At 71.9% G+C, this 17,126-nt stretch carries 13 protein-coding genes; 4 read left to right on the top strand and 9 right to left on the bottom strand.

Going from position 1 to position 17,126, the window contains the following annotated elements; genetic code table 11:
* Positions 1–127: 127 nt before the first annotated feature.
* A complete protein-coding gene (locus ACFWYW_RS36100; RefSeq protein ID WP_379610612.1) occupies positions 128–3,184 on the bottom strand; it encodes a BTAD domain-containing putative transcriptional regulator in 3,057 nt (1,018 codons plus the stop codon).
* A gap of 49 nt (positions 3,185–3,233) precedes the next feature.
* Here ACFWYW_RS36100 and ACFWYW_RS36095 point away from each other — a divergent pair, with 49 nt between their 5' ends.
* Positions 3,234–3,986 (top strand): SDR family NAD(P)-dependent oxidoreductase, encoded by a 753-nt coding sequence (locus ACFWYW_RS36095; RefSeq protein WP_379610611.1) that lies wholly within the window; start codon positions 3,234–3,236, stop codon positions 3,984–3,986.
* Here the strand turns inward: ACFWYW_RS36095 and cysS are convergent.
* The 7 genes from cysS to ACFWYW_RS36060 form a co-directional block, all read right to left on the bottom strand.
* On the bottom strand, positions 3,981–5,351 hold the full coding sequence (cysS, locus tag ACFWYW_RS36090; protein ID WP_379610610.1) for a cysteine--tRNA ligase: 1,371 nt from the start codon (positions 5,349–5,351) through the stop codon (positions 3,981–3,983). The genes ACFWYW_RS36095 and cysS overlap by 6 nt on opposite strands.
* Positions 5,352–5,366: 15 nt before the next feature.
* Positions 5,367–7,211 (bottom strand): sigma factor-like helix-turn-helix DNA-binding protein, encoded by a 1,845-nt coding sequence (locus ACFWYW_RS36085; RefSeq protein WP_379610609.1) that lies wholly within the window; start codon positions 7,209–7,211, stop codon positions 5,367–5,369.
* Between the two features lie 47 nt (positions 7,212–7,258).
* Positions 7,259–9,079, bottom strand: a complete 1,821-nt coding sequence (locus ACFWYW_RS36080) for a UvrD-helicase domain-containing protein (protein ID WP_379610607.1) — start codon at positions 9,077–9,079, stop codon at positions 7,259–7,261.
* Positions 9,080–9,084: 5 nt separating this feature from the next.
* Positions 9,085–11,016 (bottom strand): hypothetical protein, encoded by a 1,932-nt coding sequence (locus ACFWYW_RS36075; protein ID WP_379641176.1) that lies wholly within the window; start codon positions 11,014–11,016, stop codon positions 9,085–9,087.
* Positions 11,017–11,242: 226 nt separating this feature from the next.
* Complete coding sequence (locus tag ACFWYW_RS36070) at positions 11,243–12,046, bottom strand: class I SAM-dependent methyltransferase (RefSeq protein WP_379610604.1); 804 nt, start codon at positions 12,044–12,046, stop codon at positions 11,243–11,245.
* A gap of 74 nt (positions 12,047–12,120) precedes the next feature.
* Positions 12,121–13,179 carry an ABC transporter substrate-binding protein gene (locus ACFWYW_RS36065; protein WP_379610602.1) on the bottom strand — a complete coding sequence of 353 codons (1,059 nt, stop codon included), beginning with the start codon at positions 13,177–13,179 and terminating at the stop codon, positions 12,121–12,123.
* A gap of 17 nt (positions 13,180–13,196) precedes the next feature.
* Entirely contained in the window at positions 13,197–13,406 is a 210-nt protein-coding gene (locus ACFWYW_RS36060; protein ID WP_379610600.1) for a hypothetical protein, read from the bottom strand.
* Between the two features lie 126 nt (positions 13,407–13,532).
* Between ACFWYW_RS36060 and fdxA the strand changes: the two genes are divergently transcribed.
* From fdxA to ACFWYW_RS36045, 3 genes are all read left to right on the top strand, one after another.
* Complete coding sequence (fdxA, locus tag ACFWYW_RS36055; protein ID WP_379610599.1) at positions 13,533–13,859, top strand: ferredoxin; 327 nt, start codon at positions 13,533–13,535, stop codon at positions 13,857–13,859.
* Positions 13,860–14,224: 365 nt separating this feature from the next.
* Positions 14,225–15,295, top strand: coding sequence for a succinyldiaminopimelate transaminase (dapC, locus tag ACFWYW_RS36050; protein ID WP_379610598.1), 1,071 nt, complete (start codon positions 14,225–14,227; stop codon positions 15,293–15,295).
* A 76-nt stretch (positions 15,296–15,371) separates the two neighbouring features.
* The gene (locus tag ACFWYW_RS36045; protein ID WP_379610597.1) at positions 15,372–16,037 is read left to right on the top strand and encodes a DUF4178 domain-containing protein; all 666 of its coding nucleotides are present in this window, start codon (positions 15,372–15,374) and stop codon (positions 16,035–16,037) included.
* Positions 16,038–16,286: 249 nt separating this feature from the next.
* On the opposite strand, the gene ACFWYW_RS36040 is transcribed toward ACFWYW_RS36045, so the two are convergent.
* Entirely contained in the window at positions 16,287–17,114 is an 828-nt protein-coding gene (locus tag ACFWYW_RS36040) for a hypothetical protein (protein WP_379610596.1), read from the bottom strand.
* Positions 17,115–17,126: the final 12 nt, after the last annotated feature.

Genomic DNA, 17,126 nt, shown 5'->3' with positions numbered 1-17,126 from the left:
ATACTCCCCAGTATCGGCAACGTACGTGCAACCCCGCCATCCCTACGCTGCCCGAGGCGCCGCCCCCCGCATGCGGACAGGTGCGCCACCGGGCGGACGGTCCCTGCCATGCCGTCCGCCCACCCCATCATCCGAGCTCGCGCCCGGCCACCTCGGCGAGGGGTGAGGAGTGGCCGCGGGCGTAGGAGGCGGCGAAGCCGTCGTCCCGCGCCGCTGCGGCCGAGATCCGGTCCACGTCGGCGCGCTCGCCCGCGGGCAGGGGCGCTCCGGCGGACTCACGGGCGGCGGCAGCGGCGCCGAGCAGCTCCGCCGCGCGGCGGAGGTCGCCGCCGAGGACGTGTACTCCCGCCAGGCCCTCGAAGGCCAGGGCGATCGCGCGGGCCTCGCCGGTGCCCATGGCGACGGCCAGGCCTTCGAGGTGCAGGTCGCGGGCGGCCGGCAGGTTCCCGCGCTGCTCGGCGGCGAACCCCCGCTCGGCCAGGACGAACGCGAGCCCGTCGGTGCCGCCCAGCCGCCGCCACCACTCGGCCCACGGTCGCAGCAACTCCTCCGCCAGGTCGTAGTGGCCCTGCCGCCGTGCCACCAGGCCCAGCCCCACCTGGGCGAACTCCATCGCCGGCAGGTTGGCCTGCTCCTCGGCCAGCCGGCCGGCCCGCTCGTGCAGGCGCTCCGACTCCGCGAAGTCGCCCTTCAGCATGGCGATCCTGCCCAGGGCCGAGAGCCGCAAGGACAGCTCCGTCCACAGCCCCAGCTCCTCGGCCGCGCCCAGCGCGTCGCGGTGGAGGCGGGCGGCCAGGTCGTAGTCGCCCGCCACCTCCGCCAGCGTGCCGAGGATCTCGGTGGACTTGACCTGTCCCCACCGGTCGCCGGCCGCGCGGAAGAGCGCGTGCGCGCGTTCGGCGTCGCGCCGCCGGGCCGCCAGGTCACCCGAGAATCCCGAGCGCGCCAGGCACATCAGCGCCGCCGCCTCGCCCCACGCGTCGCCCGCCTCGCGGAAGGCCGCCAGCGCCCTGCCCAGCCGCCGCTCGACCACGTCCTGGTCGCCGAATCCCCACTGCGCGAACGCCAGCAGCCACTCGCCGTCCGCCGACACCGCCTCCGGCTGTGCCTCCACGGCCGAACCGGCGAACAGCTCCAGCGCCGCCCGCCACACCGCCACCATCCCCTCCCGCGCGGGGGCGAGCGAAAGGACGGCCGACACCGCCCGGCGCGCCTCACCGAGGCGTCCGCGCAGGTACCAGTACCAGGCCACGGCATCCACCAGCCGATGGGCCAGATCGGCCTCGCCAAGGCCGGTCAACGTCTCCAGGGCGGCACGGATGTCGGCCGACTCGGCGTCCAGGATCGTCAGCCACCTGCGCTGGTCGTGCCCGAAAAGCCGGGGCGCCGCGCGTTCGGCCAGCTCGACGAAATGGCGGGCGTGGCGCAGCCGTACCTCGCCGGACTCGCCCGCCTCGGCCAGCCGCTCGGCGCAGTAGGCCGCGACGGACTCCAGCAGCCGGTACCGCCCGCCGGACAGCACCACCAGCGAACGCCCGACCAGCCGCCCGAGCAGATCGGGGACGTCCTCCGCCCGCACCTCCCCGCCCGCGCACACCCGCTCGGCCGTCTCCCGCACACACCCGTCAGCATGTACGGCCAGCCGCCGCAACACCGCCTGCTCCGCCGCCCCCAGCAGGTGCCAGCTCCAGTCGATCGTGGCCCGGAGCGTCTGCTGCCTGGCCGGCCCGCCGCGCCGGCCTGCGCCGAGCAGCCGGAACCGGTCGTCGAGACGGGCGGCCAGCTCGTGCACGGGCATGGTGCGGGCCCGGGTGGCGGCCAGTTCGAGTGCGAGGGGGATGCCGTCGAGGCGGGCGCAGACGGCCAGGACGGGTTCGGTCTCGGCCGGGGTCGGGCGCAGTCCCGCGCGGGTGGTGAACAGCTCCACCGCGTCGGGCCCGTCCAGCGGCGGGACGGTCACGACCGTCTCGCCGGCCAGGCCGAGCGGTTCCCGGGTGGTGGTGAGGATCGTGAGCTGGGGCGCGCGGCTCAGCAGCAGTTCCGCCAGCTCGGCGGCGGCCTCGACGACGTGCTCGCAGTTGTCCAGGACGAGCAGCGCGCGGCGGCCGCGCAAGGAGTCCGCCACCCGGTCGGCCGCGGTTCCCGCCGAGGCGTCGTCGCGGACGCCCAGCGTGGCGGCGACCAGCTCGGCCACCTCCTGCGTCGACGCGCCGGGCGCCGCCCCGGTCAGCTCGATCATCCACACCTCGCCGGGTGCGGCGGGTGCGGGCGCGCAGACGGCCAGGGCCAGGCGGGTCTTGCCGACTCCGCCCACCCCGTGCAGCGTGACGAGCCGGGACGTGCCCAGCAGTTCCCGGGTGCCGGCCACCAACTGGTCGCGGCCCACCAGCCCGGTCACCGGGGCGGGCAGGTTGGTGCGCGTGCGCGCCGCCGTCGCCGCGTGCAGCGACGGGTCCTGGCTGAGCATTGCCGCGTGCAGTTCCACCAGCGGCGGGCCGGGGTCCACGCCGAGTTCGGCCGCGAACAGGTCGCGCATCCGCCGGTAGTGCTCCAGCGCGTCGCCCTGCCGTCCGCTCCGGTACAACGCCAGCAGGTAGGCCGCCCACAGCCGCTCCCTGAGCGGGTGCCGGTCGAGAAGTGCCGCGAGCTCGGTGGTCAGCGCGGCGTGGTCGCCCAGCGTCAGCCGTACCTCCGCCTGGTCTTCGAGGGCGGCCAGCCGGGCCGATTCCAGGCGGGCGATCGCGGGCTGGGCGAAGGGCGCGTCGGCGAAGTCGGCGAGGGCGGGGCCGCGCCACAGGGCGAGCGCGTCCAACAGCAGTTCTGCACGGGCGCGCGGGGCGGGCGTGGCGCGGGCGCGGGCGGTGAGGTCGAGGAAGCGGCGGGAGTCCACGGACGTGGCGCGCAGGAGGTAGCCGGGCGGCTGGTAGGCGACGAGAGCTCGGCCGCCGGGCTCGGCCGCCGACAGGGCGCGGCGGAGCTGGGAGACCCTGACCTGGAGGGAGGCGGCGGGATCGGCGGGCAGCCGGTCGGGCCACAGGTCGTCGGCGAGCTTGTCGGCGGGGACCGGGCCGTCGTCGTGGATGAGGAGCTCGGCCAGCAGCGTGCGTACCTTGAGCTCGGGGACCCGGACCGGACGGCCGTCGTCCGTCCAGACGGAGAGAACCCCGAGCACCCCGAAACGCATGAGTCTCACCCTAAGCGGACCCTAAGCGCCTTTCCGCACAGTGGGCGGCATGACAAACATGAAGGCAGTGGTGATCGGCGGAACCCATGGCATCGGCCTGGCGATCGCCGAGTCGATGACCAAGAGAGGCGCCGAGGTCCTGGTCACGGGGCGGAACGAGCGCAACCTGGAGAAGGCGGCGCCGCTGGTCGCCCACGCGCTGCGCTCCGACCTGGCCGACATGGCCGACGTGCGCGCGCTCGGCCCGGTGGTGAAGGAGTTGCTCGGCGAGGTGGACCACGTGTTCGTCAACGCCGGGATCGCCGAGGGCGGGCCGATCGAGTCGGTCACCGAGGAGTCCTACGACCGGCAGTTCGCCGTCAACACCAAGGGCGTCCTGTTCAGTACGCAGCAGCTCATCCCGCTGATCCGCAGGGGCGGCTCGATCGTCTTCACCACCTCGGTCGCCGACAGCGGCGGCACGGCCGGGATGGCCGTGTACGCCGCATCGAAGGCGGCGGTGTGGTCGCTGGCCCAGGTGCTCGCGGCCGAGCTGCTGTCCAGAGGCGTCAGGGTGAACGCGGTCCAGCCCGGCTTCATCGACACGCCCACGGCCGGGGTCGTGGGGTTCACGCCGGAGGAGCGGGCGGCGTTCAAGGCGGCGGGCGACCTGGCGACCCCGATGCGCCGCCACGGAACCTCGGAGGAGGTGGCCGCGGCGGCGGTCTTCCTGGCGCTGGAGGCCACCTACACCACCGGCGTCAAGCTGCCCGTGGACGGCGGCATCGGCCAGGGGCTCAGCGTCCTCCCCGACGGCTCATGACCAGGTCTGGCCGTCCGGGGTGTCGGCCACCTTCACGCCCTTCTCGGCGAGCTCGTCCCTGAGCTGGTCGGCGGCGTCCCAGTCGCGGGCCGCGCGGGCGCGGGCACGCTGGTCGAGCAGCTCGGCGGCGCCCGGCGGAAGGACCGGCGCCCTGCCGATCTCGCTGGACAGGTCCAGGGCGAGCACGTTGTCCAGGTGGAGGAACGTCTCGAACTTGGCGCCGGGCGCCACCCCGTCGTCCCGCTCCAGCTCGCGCAGGACGCGCAGCGCCGTGGGGGTGTCGAGGTCGTCCTCGAAGGCCTCCTGGGCGCGTTCCGAGTAGGCGGTGGCGATGGGGGCGCTGGGGTACTCGGCCCACTCGGCCACCCGCGCGCGCCACCGTCTCAGGGTGCGGTCGGCGGCGCGCAGGGTGTCCCAGCTCAGGTTGAGCTGCTGGCGGTAGCGGTGCTCCATGAACGCCAGCCGCAGCGCCAGCGGATCGAGACCCTGGCCGGCCACGTCCCGGAGCAGCACCACGTTGCCCGTGGACTTGGCCATCTTGCGGCCGTCGAACAGCAGGTGCTCGCCGTGGACCCAGCGCTGGACGACCTCGCGCCCGGCGGCGGAGTTCGACTGGGCGCGCTCGTCCTCGTGGTGGGGGAAGCGCAGGTCGATGCCGCCGGTGTGGATGTCGATGTGGTCGCCGAGGTAGCGCAGCGACATGGCCGAGCACTCGATGTGCCAGCCGGGGAAGCCGGTGCCGCCCCATGGGGTTTCCCAGGTCAGCTCGCGGTCCGCGTGCTTCCACAGCGCCCAGTCGGCGTGGAAGCGCTTGCGCGGGTCGACGCCCTCGACGCGGTGTCCGGGCTTGAGCGCGTCCAGCCGGTTGCCGGAAATCTCGCCATAAGTGGGGAAGGTCTCGGCGGCGAAGAAGACCGATCCGTCCGGCACCGCGTAGGCGTGGCCCTTCTCCATCAGCTTCACGATCAGCTCGATCATCAGGTCGATGGTCTCGGTGGCGCGGGGGGTGATGTCGGCCGGCCGGATGTTGAGGTCCGAGCAGTCGCGGCGGTAGGCGTCCTCGTAGAAGCGCGCGATGTCCAGCGTGGACTTTCCCTCGGCGCGCGCCTGCGCGAGGACCTTGTCCTCGCCGATCTCCGCGTCGTCCACGAGATGGCCCACGTCGGTGATGTTCTGGCAGGCGCGCACGCGTACGCGCCGCGCCCCGAGCACCCGGCGGATCAGATCCGACATCAGATACGTGCGTAGGTTGCCGACATGCGCGAACCGGTACACGGTGGGCCCGCAGGAATACATCCGGACGACGCCGGCCGCCGGGGTGACGGGTTCTACCTTCCTGGTCCTGGTGTCATAGATCCGCAACATGCCCCGAGCTTAGGCTCACACTCCCAGGAAACCCAGGATGTCGCGGTCGCCCCGCTCGCGCAGCCGGCCGATCACCTCGTCCCGCGTCGAGGCCTCCGGCAGCCCGATCCGCGCCCCGATCAGCTGCAGTCCCTCCAGCTCCGAGTTCACCGGCGCGGTGTAGCCGATCAGGTGCAGCGCGCGGCCGAGCGGCGTCAGCGCCACGTTGGCCGCGGGCAGGAACCGGGTGAGCAGCTCGCCCCCGTCGGAGACGGTCAGGAACACGTGGTCGCCCTCACCGGCCTTGAAGTCGGCCAGCACGTTGCGGATCGAGCCCATCGTCGGCTGGTTGTGCCAGCTGATCACCACGTCGCCCGAGGGCGTCGCCGCGGTCAGCTGGCCGCCCGGCGCCATGCCCAGATAGGCCGCGAAGCCCGTCGGCAGCGGCGAACCGGAGCCGCGCAGGTGCTCGGCGTTCACGTCCACCCGGTGCCACCAGCGCCCGTCCCTGCTGCGGAAGCTGCGCCGCGTCTCCGAGACGTCCTTGCGCGGCTGGTACGGCTCCGCCACCTCGCCGGGCGGCGCCGTACCCGCGACCCTGATCCACCCGCGCTGGGTGCGCTCGAACCCGGGCCCGCCCGAGTAGGCGCGCACCGAGCTCTCGCTCACGTCGTACTTGGCGGTGAGGTTCGTGACGATCGTGCTCACCGAGGCCTCGCCGCCGGCCCGCTCGATCTCCCTGGCGATCATCTCCCTGATCCCCAGGTACTCGTCGCCGCCCCAGCGCGTCAGCCCGTACTTGTTCCTGTCCACGCGCAGGAAGCGCTCGTCGGCGGTGAGCTGGTTGCGGATGCCGACGAGGCTGTAGTCCTCGCCGATGCGTTCCTGGATCTCCTCCGGCGACAGCGGCCGGCCGGCGACCGACAGGACCGCCTCGGCCTTCTCGTTGATGCTGCGCGGCCACGGCACCACGTGCCCGTCGAGTATCCGCAGCTGGGGCACGGCCAGGATCCACCGCTCCGCCACGTCCTCGCGGACACCGAGCTGGGTGACCATGGAGACCGCCTCGCCCATGGGCCGCGGCCCGTCGGCGAACAACTGCCTGGTCTTCTCCCGCAGCTCGTCGCCGCCGCCCGCCACCAGCCAGTCGTCGGACTGCTCATAGCCGGTCAGCAGCGTCCGGACGAAGCGCCAGGTCGGGATGTTCAAGGTCGTGAGCTCGCCCCGGTGCCACGGCACCGCCGCCGTCAGATCGTCGGCCGGTACGGCGGAGCCGAGCCGCCCCCGCAGCCACGTCACGTGCGCGACCAGCGGCGCCGCCTCGGCGCTGCCCAGCCAGGCCTCCACGTGGTCGCGCAGGTCGCGCTCGATCTGCCGGATCCGCTCGCGGGTCACGGAGAAACGCTGGGCCAGCTCGTCGAGCGTGGCGCGCTGCGCCGCGTACAGCCGGTCGCGGGCGATGGCCCGCTGCCGGTCGTCGAGCGCGGCGAACAGCGCGTCGATGAGCTCGGGCACCGGCCGGTCGGCCCGCGCCTCGGGCACGCGCTCGGCGACCGGCTCGAGCAGCCGCTCGAAGACGCGCACGAACATCTTCAGCACCGCGTCACGGCCCAGGGACTCCGGCGTGCGCTCGGCCTCCACGGGGTCGGAGAAACGCAGGAGGGGCAGGATGTCGCCGAGGGGGAGGTGTCCCCAGAAGGCCACGGCGAGGTCGGCGAGGTTGCCCGCGACTGTCTGCGTGCCCGCCAGCGCGCAGGCACGGTCGATCGGGATCGCGTGCCACCATGCCTCGGGCAGCTGTGGCTCTTCCGCGATCGGCGCGATCTGGCTGGGAGAGGTCCAGCGCAGGGGTGGCGCGAGGTCGCTCAGGCTGAGATTCATTGGGGTCCAACCGGCAAAGGGAAGTATCCGCAGTTCAGACTATGTGATCAGAGGGAGAGAAATGGGCTTCCTCTCCCTGAATGGGATATATAGAGCATTGATCTGGCCCGGGTACAGGCCACATAGAGCACGCTTCGCTCGCGTTGCAAGGCCCGCGCGCGCTCCGCAGGGTCCTGCGGCGGAGTTTCCGGTACGACACCCTCCGTCACCCCGATCAGCGCCACACGTTCGAACTCCAAGCCTTTGAGATGGTGGAACATCGCGACCGGGACGTCCAGCCCGCCCAGCGCCTTCTTGGCCGCCCGCACGAGCTTCATCGTCCGCGCCGCCACCGCGATCGCGCGGGCCGACACACCCTCCTCCAGCCACGAGCGCACCGTGGCCGCCAGCCCCGCCAGCTCCGCCTCGGGCGTGTCGTAGGCCCGGACCATCGGGCGCTCGCCGTGCCCGGTGCCGCGCAGCCCGTACATGCCGGCCAGGCCCTTGACCAGCCCGTCCGTCGGGCCGCCGCCGCGCAGCCGTACCCCGAAGGAGAGCAGTTCGTGCGGCAGCCGGTAGGAGACCCGTAGCGAGTGCTGCACGGCGGGAATCCCCACCGAGCTCAGCGTCACCCGCGTGTCGGTGATCCGCTGGTGCGGGTCGCCGACGACGAAGAGATCGTCGTGCGCGCGCGGCACGACCGCGCGCAGCAGCCGCCACTGCGCCGGGCTGACGTCCTGCGCTTCGTCCACAATCATGTGACGGTACGGCTTGCGTCCCGGATCCACGTCGTCGAGCAGATCTCCCGTGGCCCGCCCGAGCAGCAACAGCGCCTGCTCCGTGAGCTCGGCCAGCGACCTGGCCCCCGCCCCCGCCAGCACGGGCCGGCGGCCCTCGGCGTCGGCCACGATCCGCACCGCCAGCCGCTCCGGGTTGTCCACCTCGATCCGCTTGCGGATCACCTCGTCCTTGACCAGCACGTCCAGCCGCCCCGACAGGTCCTCGCACAACCCCTGCGAGAACGTCACCAGCAGCACCCGCCCGCCCCCGTGCCTGGCCAGATGGGCGGCGCGGTGCAGCGCCAGGAGAGTCTTGCCGGTTCCGGCGCCGCCGATGACCAGCACCGGGTGGTCGTAGCGGCCGGTCCTGGCCAATCGGTGCTGCGGCGGATGCAGGAACGTGCACCAGTGGGGCGCCGCGAGCACGTGGTCGAGCTCCTCGGCGTCGGCCGCGAACACCGCGCGGTCCGGGCTGCGTTCCAGGGCCGCGTGCAGGTCGTCCTGGTCGACCCAGCCGGTCTCTCCGTCGACGGCGCGGCAGCCGTCCAGCTCGCGCCATGCCTCCGACATCGAGCCGCCCCGGCCCAGTACGGCCAGCGGCAGGTGCTGCGTGGGCGGCAGCAGCGGTTCGAGCGCCGCCACGTCCGCCTCGGTCGTGATGAGCCTGACCAGCGGCAGCACCCGCGGATCCAGCCCCAGCGCCAGCAGGTCGCCGTCGCAGATCGGGTCGAACAGCCTCGACGCCCCCGCCGAGCGGCGCAGCGCCGGCTCGACCCTTTCCAGGGCCGCCGCGTCCCACTCCTCCAGGACGCCGATCACCGGGTTCACGCCGTAGCGGTGGCGCTGGGCGAACGACCAGGCGTCCGGGTCGGGCAGCAGGGCGCGCAGCCAGTACACCTCGCGCTGGCGCACCACGACGCCGCGCTGCCCCTCGGCCAGGCGCAGAGTGGCCACTCGCGCGTCTCTGGCGCCCCTGACCCGCTCGGGGTGGGGCGCGCCGTTCTCGGTCAGCAGGAAGCGGCGCAGCGCGCTCACGGCGCTCTCACGCGCCGGCGGTGCCAGTGCGCTGAGCCCCCGAGGGAAGTCGGGGCCGATCGCGAGCCGCGGCACGGGGCTCAGTCCAAGAGATCGAGCAGGTCGCGGTCGCCGCGTTCGCGGAGCCTGGCGAGCACGTCGGGAAGGGCCACGGGGCCGGTCATCCCGATCCTGGTCGCGATCACCCGCGCGGCCACCTCCAGTCCCGCGTCCGGCGCGGTGTAGCAGACCAGCCGGAGCGCCCTGGTGATCTTGTCGGCGCTGGGCGCGGCCACCGGCAGGTGCCTGGCGCGCAGCACGCCCTCGTCCGACAGCGTCAGGAACACGTGCCCGCCCTCCTTCGCCCCGACATCCAGCAGCAGGCGGGAAACCGACTCCAGCACCGGCCGCCCGTGCCAGCTCATGGTCAGCTCACCCGCGGCGCTCCTGACCATCCGGCTTTCGCCCGGCGACAGCCCCAGATAGGCGGCGAACCCGGTCGGCAACAGGCACTCCGACCCGCCGAGGTGCTCGCCCGTGACGTCCACCCTCAGGTACCAGCGGCCGTCCGGCTGGCGGAAGCAGCGCCGGGTTTGGGAGACGTCCTTGAGCGGTTGGTACGGCTTGGCGGCGTGCTCGCCGTTCTGGTCATCCGATTCGTGCGGCGTGAACGCCCCGAACCTGACCTGCTCCTCAGCCGCCCCCGACCCGGCCGCCTCGAACGGCGACGCCACAGGCGGCGCCTCTGTCGAGCCGCCCGCCGAGCCCGGCGCGGGTGCGGCCTGGACGGCCTGAGCGGTCGCGGCGCCCGCCAGCGTCGCCTTCACGAACTGCCATGCGGGGACCTCCAGCGCGCGGATCTCCCTGGCATGCCAGTCCGCGGCACCGATCAGCTGGTCGCGGGGGGCGGCCTCACCGATCGTGCCACGCAGCTCGTCCAGATGTGCCCGGTACGGCGCCGCCTCGTCGCTGGCCAGCCACCGCTCCAGCCGGGAACGCAGGGCGATCTCCGTGGCGTTGATCTCGGCCGGGGAGACGGCGAACAACTTGGCCAACTGCTCCACGGCCGACGGCTGGTCGGTGAAGACCCGGTTCTGCGCGACGGCCCAGCTCTTGTCGTCCAGATCGGCGAAGGCGGACTCGATCAACGCCGGCAACCTGGGCCCAGAGCCCTCCTTCACCGGCCCACCATCAGCACCCTCCGCCTCGTCGGGCTCCTCCGCCTCGTCGGCCTCCGCAGGCTCTTCCGCCTCCGCTTCTGCGGGCTCCTCGGCTGCCTCCTGCTCAACCTCGGCCACCGGCTCCTCGGAGTCGGCCGCCTCGGGCTCGCCGGCCTCGGCCTCTTCCTCCACAGCCACAGCAACAGGCTCCTGAGCCTCAGGCTCCCCAGGCTCGGGCTCGGGCTCCTCGGCCTGGTCGACGGCCACCGGCTCGTCTCCTGCGGCCTCTTCCCGATGTTCCGCGGCCTCCTGCGGCTCCTCGGCCTCCTGCGCCGCTTCGGCGCCCTCTGTGGCGTCCTGCGGCTCGTCGGCGTCCTGGGGCCCTTCGGTGTCCCGGGGACCTTCGGCACCCTGGGCACCCTCGGCGCTCTGGGGCCCTTCGGTGTCCTGCGGCTCCTTGGCCACCGGCTCTGCGACGGCCACCACGACGGCGACGGGCTCGGCGGTGGGTTCTGCCACCGGCTCTGCCACTGGCTCGACCACCGGGCGGGGGGTGCGGCGGGGGGCCGGGGCGGGTCTGGGGGAGGGCGCGAGCCGTACCAGAACAGCGGAGAACAGCATGTTGAGCACCGGACGCGCCTGAATGAACGGCTGGTCCATCAGCTCACGGCTGGTCAGCGCGAGCAGTCCCGTCCACGACCCCGCCCGGTCGAGCGCGATCGCCACCTGCGGCTCGTCGGCGTCGTCCGGGTCGAGCACGTGGAGGGCGGGCAGCACGTCGCCGATGGCCGCGGCCGGCCAGTGTTCGAGCGCGATCTCCGTCAGCAGTTCGCCCAGGGATTCGGGGCCGATCGCGGCCAGCACGTGCGGCATCGGCAGACTGCGCCACCATGCCTCCGGCAGGTCCGGCTGCCCGTGAAGAAGTGTGATCGCCGACGCGTCGCTCCACCTCAACGGTGGTACGAGGTCGCTCAGGCAGAAATTCATCCTGTTACGTTCACCCGTCCCTCACGCCGCCGTAGCGATCCAGCCATACGTTCGCAGCCCACGGAACAGACCATAGTCCGGCAAAACGCCCCTACGCATCATGGACTACGCATCAGCGCTTCACGGCAGCGAAGCGTAGACGCACGTAGTCGGCCATCCAGCCCGTTTCCCTGCGAAGGGCGGGAGCGGCCAGTTCGTTGACCCGGCGGAGCAGCGGGTCGACGATCTCCGGCGGCACCCCGTCCAACACCGATCCGGCGAACATCCGCACCCAGTCCGCGGCGCCCCCCGGGCACTCGTCGAGCGGGGTGGGGCGGTCGAAGTGCTCCAGCACGCGGACCACGAAGCCCTCCTGCTCCAGCCGTGAGGCGTAGGCGGCGGGCGTCGGGAAATACCACGGCAGGTCCGGTTCCGGCAGGCCGTACTCGCGCCAGGCGGTGTGCATGGCGGCGGTGAGTTCCGCGCAGTTGCCCGCGCCGCCCATTTCGGCGACGAAGCGCCCGCCGGGCGCGAGCGCCTCGCGGACGCTGGAGATCACCGCGCCCGGGTCGCGGCTCATCCAGTGGAGCGCGGCGTTGGAGAAGACGGCGTCGTAGGCCTGGGCGACGTTGAAGTCGTGGCCGTCGCCGACGATGAAGTCGATTCCGGGGTACTGCGCGAGCGCTTTCTCGATCATTGCGGGGGAGCCGTCGATGCCCAGCACATGGGCTCCCCGTAAGGCGATCTCGGCGGTCAGCACGCCGGTGCCGCAGCCCAGGTCGAGAACGCGCTCGCCCGGCTGCGGATCCAGCAGGTCGACCAGCGGCGCGCCCCTGGCGGAAACGTATCCGAAGCTGCTGTCCAGGGTGCGACTGGTCCACCGCTCCAAACTCGGTGCGTCGTAGCGCAAGACGATCAGCTCACAATCATCAGACATCGGGCCCCCGCGGCCGTGCTGTCGCTAACTGTAGATGCTGACCGTCTCTCACGACATATCCCGTCACAGGGGTCTCATCGCATACTGTGCGCCCATTCCCGCTTGAGGTACGACTTTGCGGCATCTGCCTGCGGAATCGTGAGAAGGAGCGGCGGGCCGGGTGCGACGGGAAGTTTCGCCGCCTGCTCGGTGTCGAGCGTGCCGCGCATGAGCATGGCCTCGCCGCGGGCCGGACGGGCGTACCCCTTCTGGAGGAGGTTCTGGCCCTCGTCGGAGAAGAGGAACTCCTGCCACAGCCGGGCGGCGGCCGGATGCGTCGCGTCCTTGTTGATCGCCTGCACGTAGTAGCCGCCGAGCGGGGCGTCGCGCGGGATCGTGACCTTCCACGCCTCGGGGTCCTCGGCGGCGCGGGCGGCGTTGAGGTGGTCCCAGTCGACGACCACGTTCGCCTGGACCGGATCGGTGAGCCTGCCGCCCTGCTTGAGCTTGGCGAACAGGTCCACTCCGCGGGCCGGCTGCGGCGTGCCGGCCAGCATCGAGGCGGCGATCACGCCGTTGAACGCGGACGCGGCCTTCAGCGGGTCGCCGGCCAGCGCCACCTTGTAGCCCGGCTTGGCCAGATCGGCGAAGGAGGCGGGCGCGGCCACCTCGCGCGGGTCGTAGCCGATGGACATGTAGCCGCCGTAGGCCGCGTACCAGGCGCCCTTGGCGTCCTTGACGTGGTCGGGCAGGTCCTGCCAGCCCTGGACCTTGTACGGCGCGAACCTGGCCGCGTTGGCCACCGCCACGTCGAGGGTCAGGTCGAACACGTCGGGCTTCAACTGGGCGGCGGACTGGAGCTCGCGGGCGCTGCTGGCGCGCGGTTCGAGCTCGTTGACCTTGATGCCGTACTTCTCGGAGAACGTGTCGATGATCTCGCCGTAGTTCACCCAGTCGCGGGAGAGGGCGACCACGGTGAGCGCGCCCTCCTGCTTGGCGACCTCGGCCAGGCGGTCCATGGTCGTGAAGCCGTCCTTCAGCGAGGCGGCTTTCGCGTTCACCGGAGGCAGCGGCTTTTGCTCGGTCGTCGGGGACGCGCCGCACCCGGCGCTGACGAGGATGGCGGCTACGGCGGCGCAGGTACGTACTGTCACACAACGAATACTTGCCGCTACATCCGCCCAGGTCGAGGAGGCGCGGCCGGGACCACCTTGGCCGCGACCAGGGATTCCTCGGCGATCTCCACGATCGTGCCATCCCGTTTACGAACCATGAGGACGCCGTCGTCCCACGATTCGAGAATGCCGACCGCATCGCGGAACCCGCCGGGCACCCGCCTACGCGTGGTGATCCGTACCCCTATATCCGCAGATGTGACCATGATTGTCAGGCGAGCGGCCACGAGTTTGGCACCCTCCGTTCCAGCCACTTGGCTAGCACGGCAATACTAGGGCTTAGCAAACCGCGGTTGGAGTCGCGCCATGGTGCGGAGAAGAAGGAGCTCGAGGTGACCTACGTCATCGCGCAGCCTTGCGTGGACGTCCTTGACAAGGCGTGCATCGAGGAGTGCCCCGTCGATTGCATCTACGAGGGCGAGCGCATGCTTTATATCCACCCCGACGAGTGCGTGGACTGCGGCGCGTGCGAGCCTGTGTGCCCCGTGGAAGCGATCTTCTACGAGGACGACCTTCCCGAGCAGTGGAAGGAGTACTACAAGGCGAACGTGGACTTCTTCGAGGACCTGGGCTCGCCCGGCGGCGCCTCGAAGGTCGGCAAGATCGACAAGGACCACCCGGTCATCGCCGTCCTCCCCCCGCAGGCCGAGGACCACTAGTCTCAGTCTCTGAGACGCTGTATCCGTTCCGGCAGGCCACCCCCTGTTGAGACGCTGTATCTGTTACGGCAGGCCACCCCCACGCCACCCGCCGCACCTGGCGGGCGCCGATCGTGGGGGTCGCTTCTCACGTCGGACGTGGTTCGCGCCGTCACGGCGTTCCGCCGACCCTCTGGACAGGCAACCCCAGCGTGCCCCCGATCAGAACCCGGCACCCAGCCGTACCCCCGATCGGAACCCCGGCACTCAGTCGTAAGCCCGATCGAACCCCGGCACCGCCGCCGGGCGCCCGATCGGCACGGCGGCCGGTGCCGCCCCTCTGAACGGGAAACCCCGGTGACCCGGGGCCACTAGTGTGGGTTGCTGTGAACAACCTGCCTGACTTCCCCTGGGACCGGCTCGTGCCGTACAAGGAGCGGGCCGCCGCTCATCCCGACGGGATCGTGGACCTGTCGGTGGGCACGCCGGTGGACTCGGTGCCGCCGCTCGTGCGGGCCGCGCTGATCGAGGCGGCCGACAGCCCCGGCTACCCCCTCACCCACGGCACCAAGGCGCTGCGCGAGGCCGCCTCCGGCTGGCTGGCCCGCCGCCACGGCGTGCGCGTGGACCAGCGGGACGTGCTGCCGCTGATCGGGTCCAAGGAGTTCGTGGCCTGGCTGCCCACGTACCTGGGCGCCAAGCGGGTCGTCTTCCCCGAGCTGGCCTACCCGACCTACGACGTCGGCGCCCGGCTGGCCGGAGCCCACGGCACGGCCGCCGACGGGCTGCTTGCGCTCGGGCCCGAGCCCGTCGACCTGGTCTGGGTCAACTCTCCCGGCAACCCCACGGGCAAGGTGCTGCCCGCCGAGCACCTGCGCAAGGTCGTCGCCTGGGCGCGTGAGCGCGGCGCCGTGGTCGCCTCCGACGAGTGCTACATCGAGCTCGGCTGGGAGGAGAAGCCGGTCTCCATCCTTCATCCGGACGTGTGCGAGGGCTCGCACGAGGGGCTGCTGGCCGTTCACTCGCTCTCCAAGCGCTCGAACCTGGCCGGCTACCGCGCGGGCTTCGTCACCGGCGACCCGGCCCTGATCGGCCGGCTGCTGGAGATGCGCAAGCACGCGGGCATGCTGATGCCGCAGCCCGTCCAGGCCGCGATGGCCGCCGCGTTCGCCGACGACGATCACGCCGACGCCCAGCGCGAGCGGTACGCGGCCCGCCGGGCGGTGCTCCGTCCGGCGCTGGAGAAGGCGGGCTGGCGGGTGGACCACTCGACCGCCGGGCTGTACCTGTGGGCCACGAACGGCGAGCCCGCGTGGGAGCAGGTTGGGCGGCTATCCGAAAATGGCATTTTGGTCGCGCCGGGTGAATTTTATGGATCCGCAGGTGAACGGCACGTTCGCATCGCCATAACGGCAACCGACGAACGCATCGATGCGGCCGTGCGCCGCCTCCAGTAGGATCGCGCGTCGTACGTAGACATAAGTAGATACAGGGCGTTTGCCGAGGCAGACCGCGAGTGGAGCGAGCTGGACGATGAGCATGACCTCCTGGGTCGTTCTCGGGCTGAGCATCGCCACCGTCCTGTTGTTGCTTGGGGCTTTCGTCGCCACCATGCGCCAGGACAGGAGGGGCCGTTCGGCCACGCCTCCGTCCGAGGACGTGGTCGTCCAGAGCCCGATGCCCGCGCCGGTGAGCATGCAGGCGCACGCCGGCGGCTACGACGATCCGCGCGAGATCCGGGTGGGTGACCGGATCGAGGTGCACGGGGCGCGCTCGGAGGTGCTCGGCGCCCTGCACGTGGCGCTCCAGGGGCAGCAGTGGACCGAGTACCTGCTGGACGACGGCTCCCGGCGGGCCCGCTGGCTGACGGTCGAGATCCGGCAGGGGCTGGTCTCCGGTGACCCGCCCCACCTGGAGGTTCTCGTCTGGACCGAGGTGCCCACGCAGGGCATGATCCCGGCGAAGAGCATGATCATCATGGAGGGCGTGGAGTTCTTCCCCGTGGACCGGGGGACGGCCGCCTTCCGTTCCGAGGGGGACACCGGTCACCCGGACCGCGGCCTGCTGGACTTCGCCGACTACCGGGCCGCCGACGGGCGCCTGCTCTCCTTCGAGCGGGTGCAGGGCTCCCCGTGGACCGCCAGCTATGCCCAGCCCCTGCCTCCGGGCTCCATCTCCATCATCAGCCACGCTTCCTGACGTTTCTGGTCTTCCGGACTGTCCGCTTGGCCTGCCGTGGAATCAACCGGCCCGGCCGTCCCGCCTCGCCCTGGTGCGCCGCGTGCCGCGCGAGTGGCCTGTGCTCAGGCTGGGATCAGGGATGGACCGGAAGAGGTCCGGGCCACGCGTTTGCGGGCAACCCCACGGACTTGGGGGATATTGCGGGCAATTTCCAGATCGTTCAATGTTTGCCGGCAATACCGGCTCCCCTTCCGGGGATGGTCAGGTTCAGGACAGGACGACCTCGGTCGTCGAGGACTTGCCGCCGGGCTTCCACCCGTCGTCGCTGACCTCCTCGGCCCGCCATGACACCCCGCTGTAGTCGACGCGGCGCAGGCCGTACTCCTGAGCATGGGCGACCGACCACGCGGCGACCAGCCATCCGCGGCGCTCCGTGGTGATGGCGGTGCTGCCCAGCGCGCGGGCGAGCTTGCGGCGCGCCTCGTCGGTGCGGGGGCGCGCGCTCGTCGTGGGGGTGGCGGTCGGCTCGGGGTAGGTGCAGTGCAGGGCCTTGGGTACGCGCCCCGTGAACGCCGCCGCGAGGATCTTGGCGTCGCCCTCGTGCGGCGCGTACGCGTAGCCGGCGGCCGAGCGCTGCACCTCCTGGGCCGCCTCCGCCAGCGGGATCTTGCGGTAGTTCTTCACCTTGACCAGCGCGGCGAAGAACTTGTTGGTGGAGTAGACCGGGTCCATGATCTGCTTCGGCTTGCCCCAGCCCTGCGAGGGACGCTGCTGGAAGACGCCGAGCGAGTCGCGGTCGCCGTGGTTGACGTTGAAGAGCTTCGACTCCTGCAGCGCCGTCGCGTAGGCGATCACGACCGCTCGCTCGGGCAGCCTGCGGCGCGCGGCCACGGCCGCGATGGTCGCCGAGATCTGCGCCTGCTCGACGTCCAGGCTCAGCTCCCCCGACGGCGTGCGGACCACGCAGCCCGCCTCGGCCTGCCGGAACGGCTTGGCCTGCTTGAGCAGGTTGTACAGGCCCACGGTGATGGCCACCGCGAGCACGACGACGATGGCCGCGATGGTCAGGACCCCGCGGGAGAAGCGCACGCGCACCCTGAAAAACCT

It is taken from the genome of Nonomuraea sp. NPDC059023 (assembly GCF_042740095.1).
Taxonomy (GTDB): domain Bacteria; phylum Actinomycetota; class Actinomycetes; order Streptosporangiales; family Streptosporangiaceae; genus Nonomuraea.
This window is presented reverse-complemented; position numbering and strand designations above follow the sequence as displayed.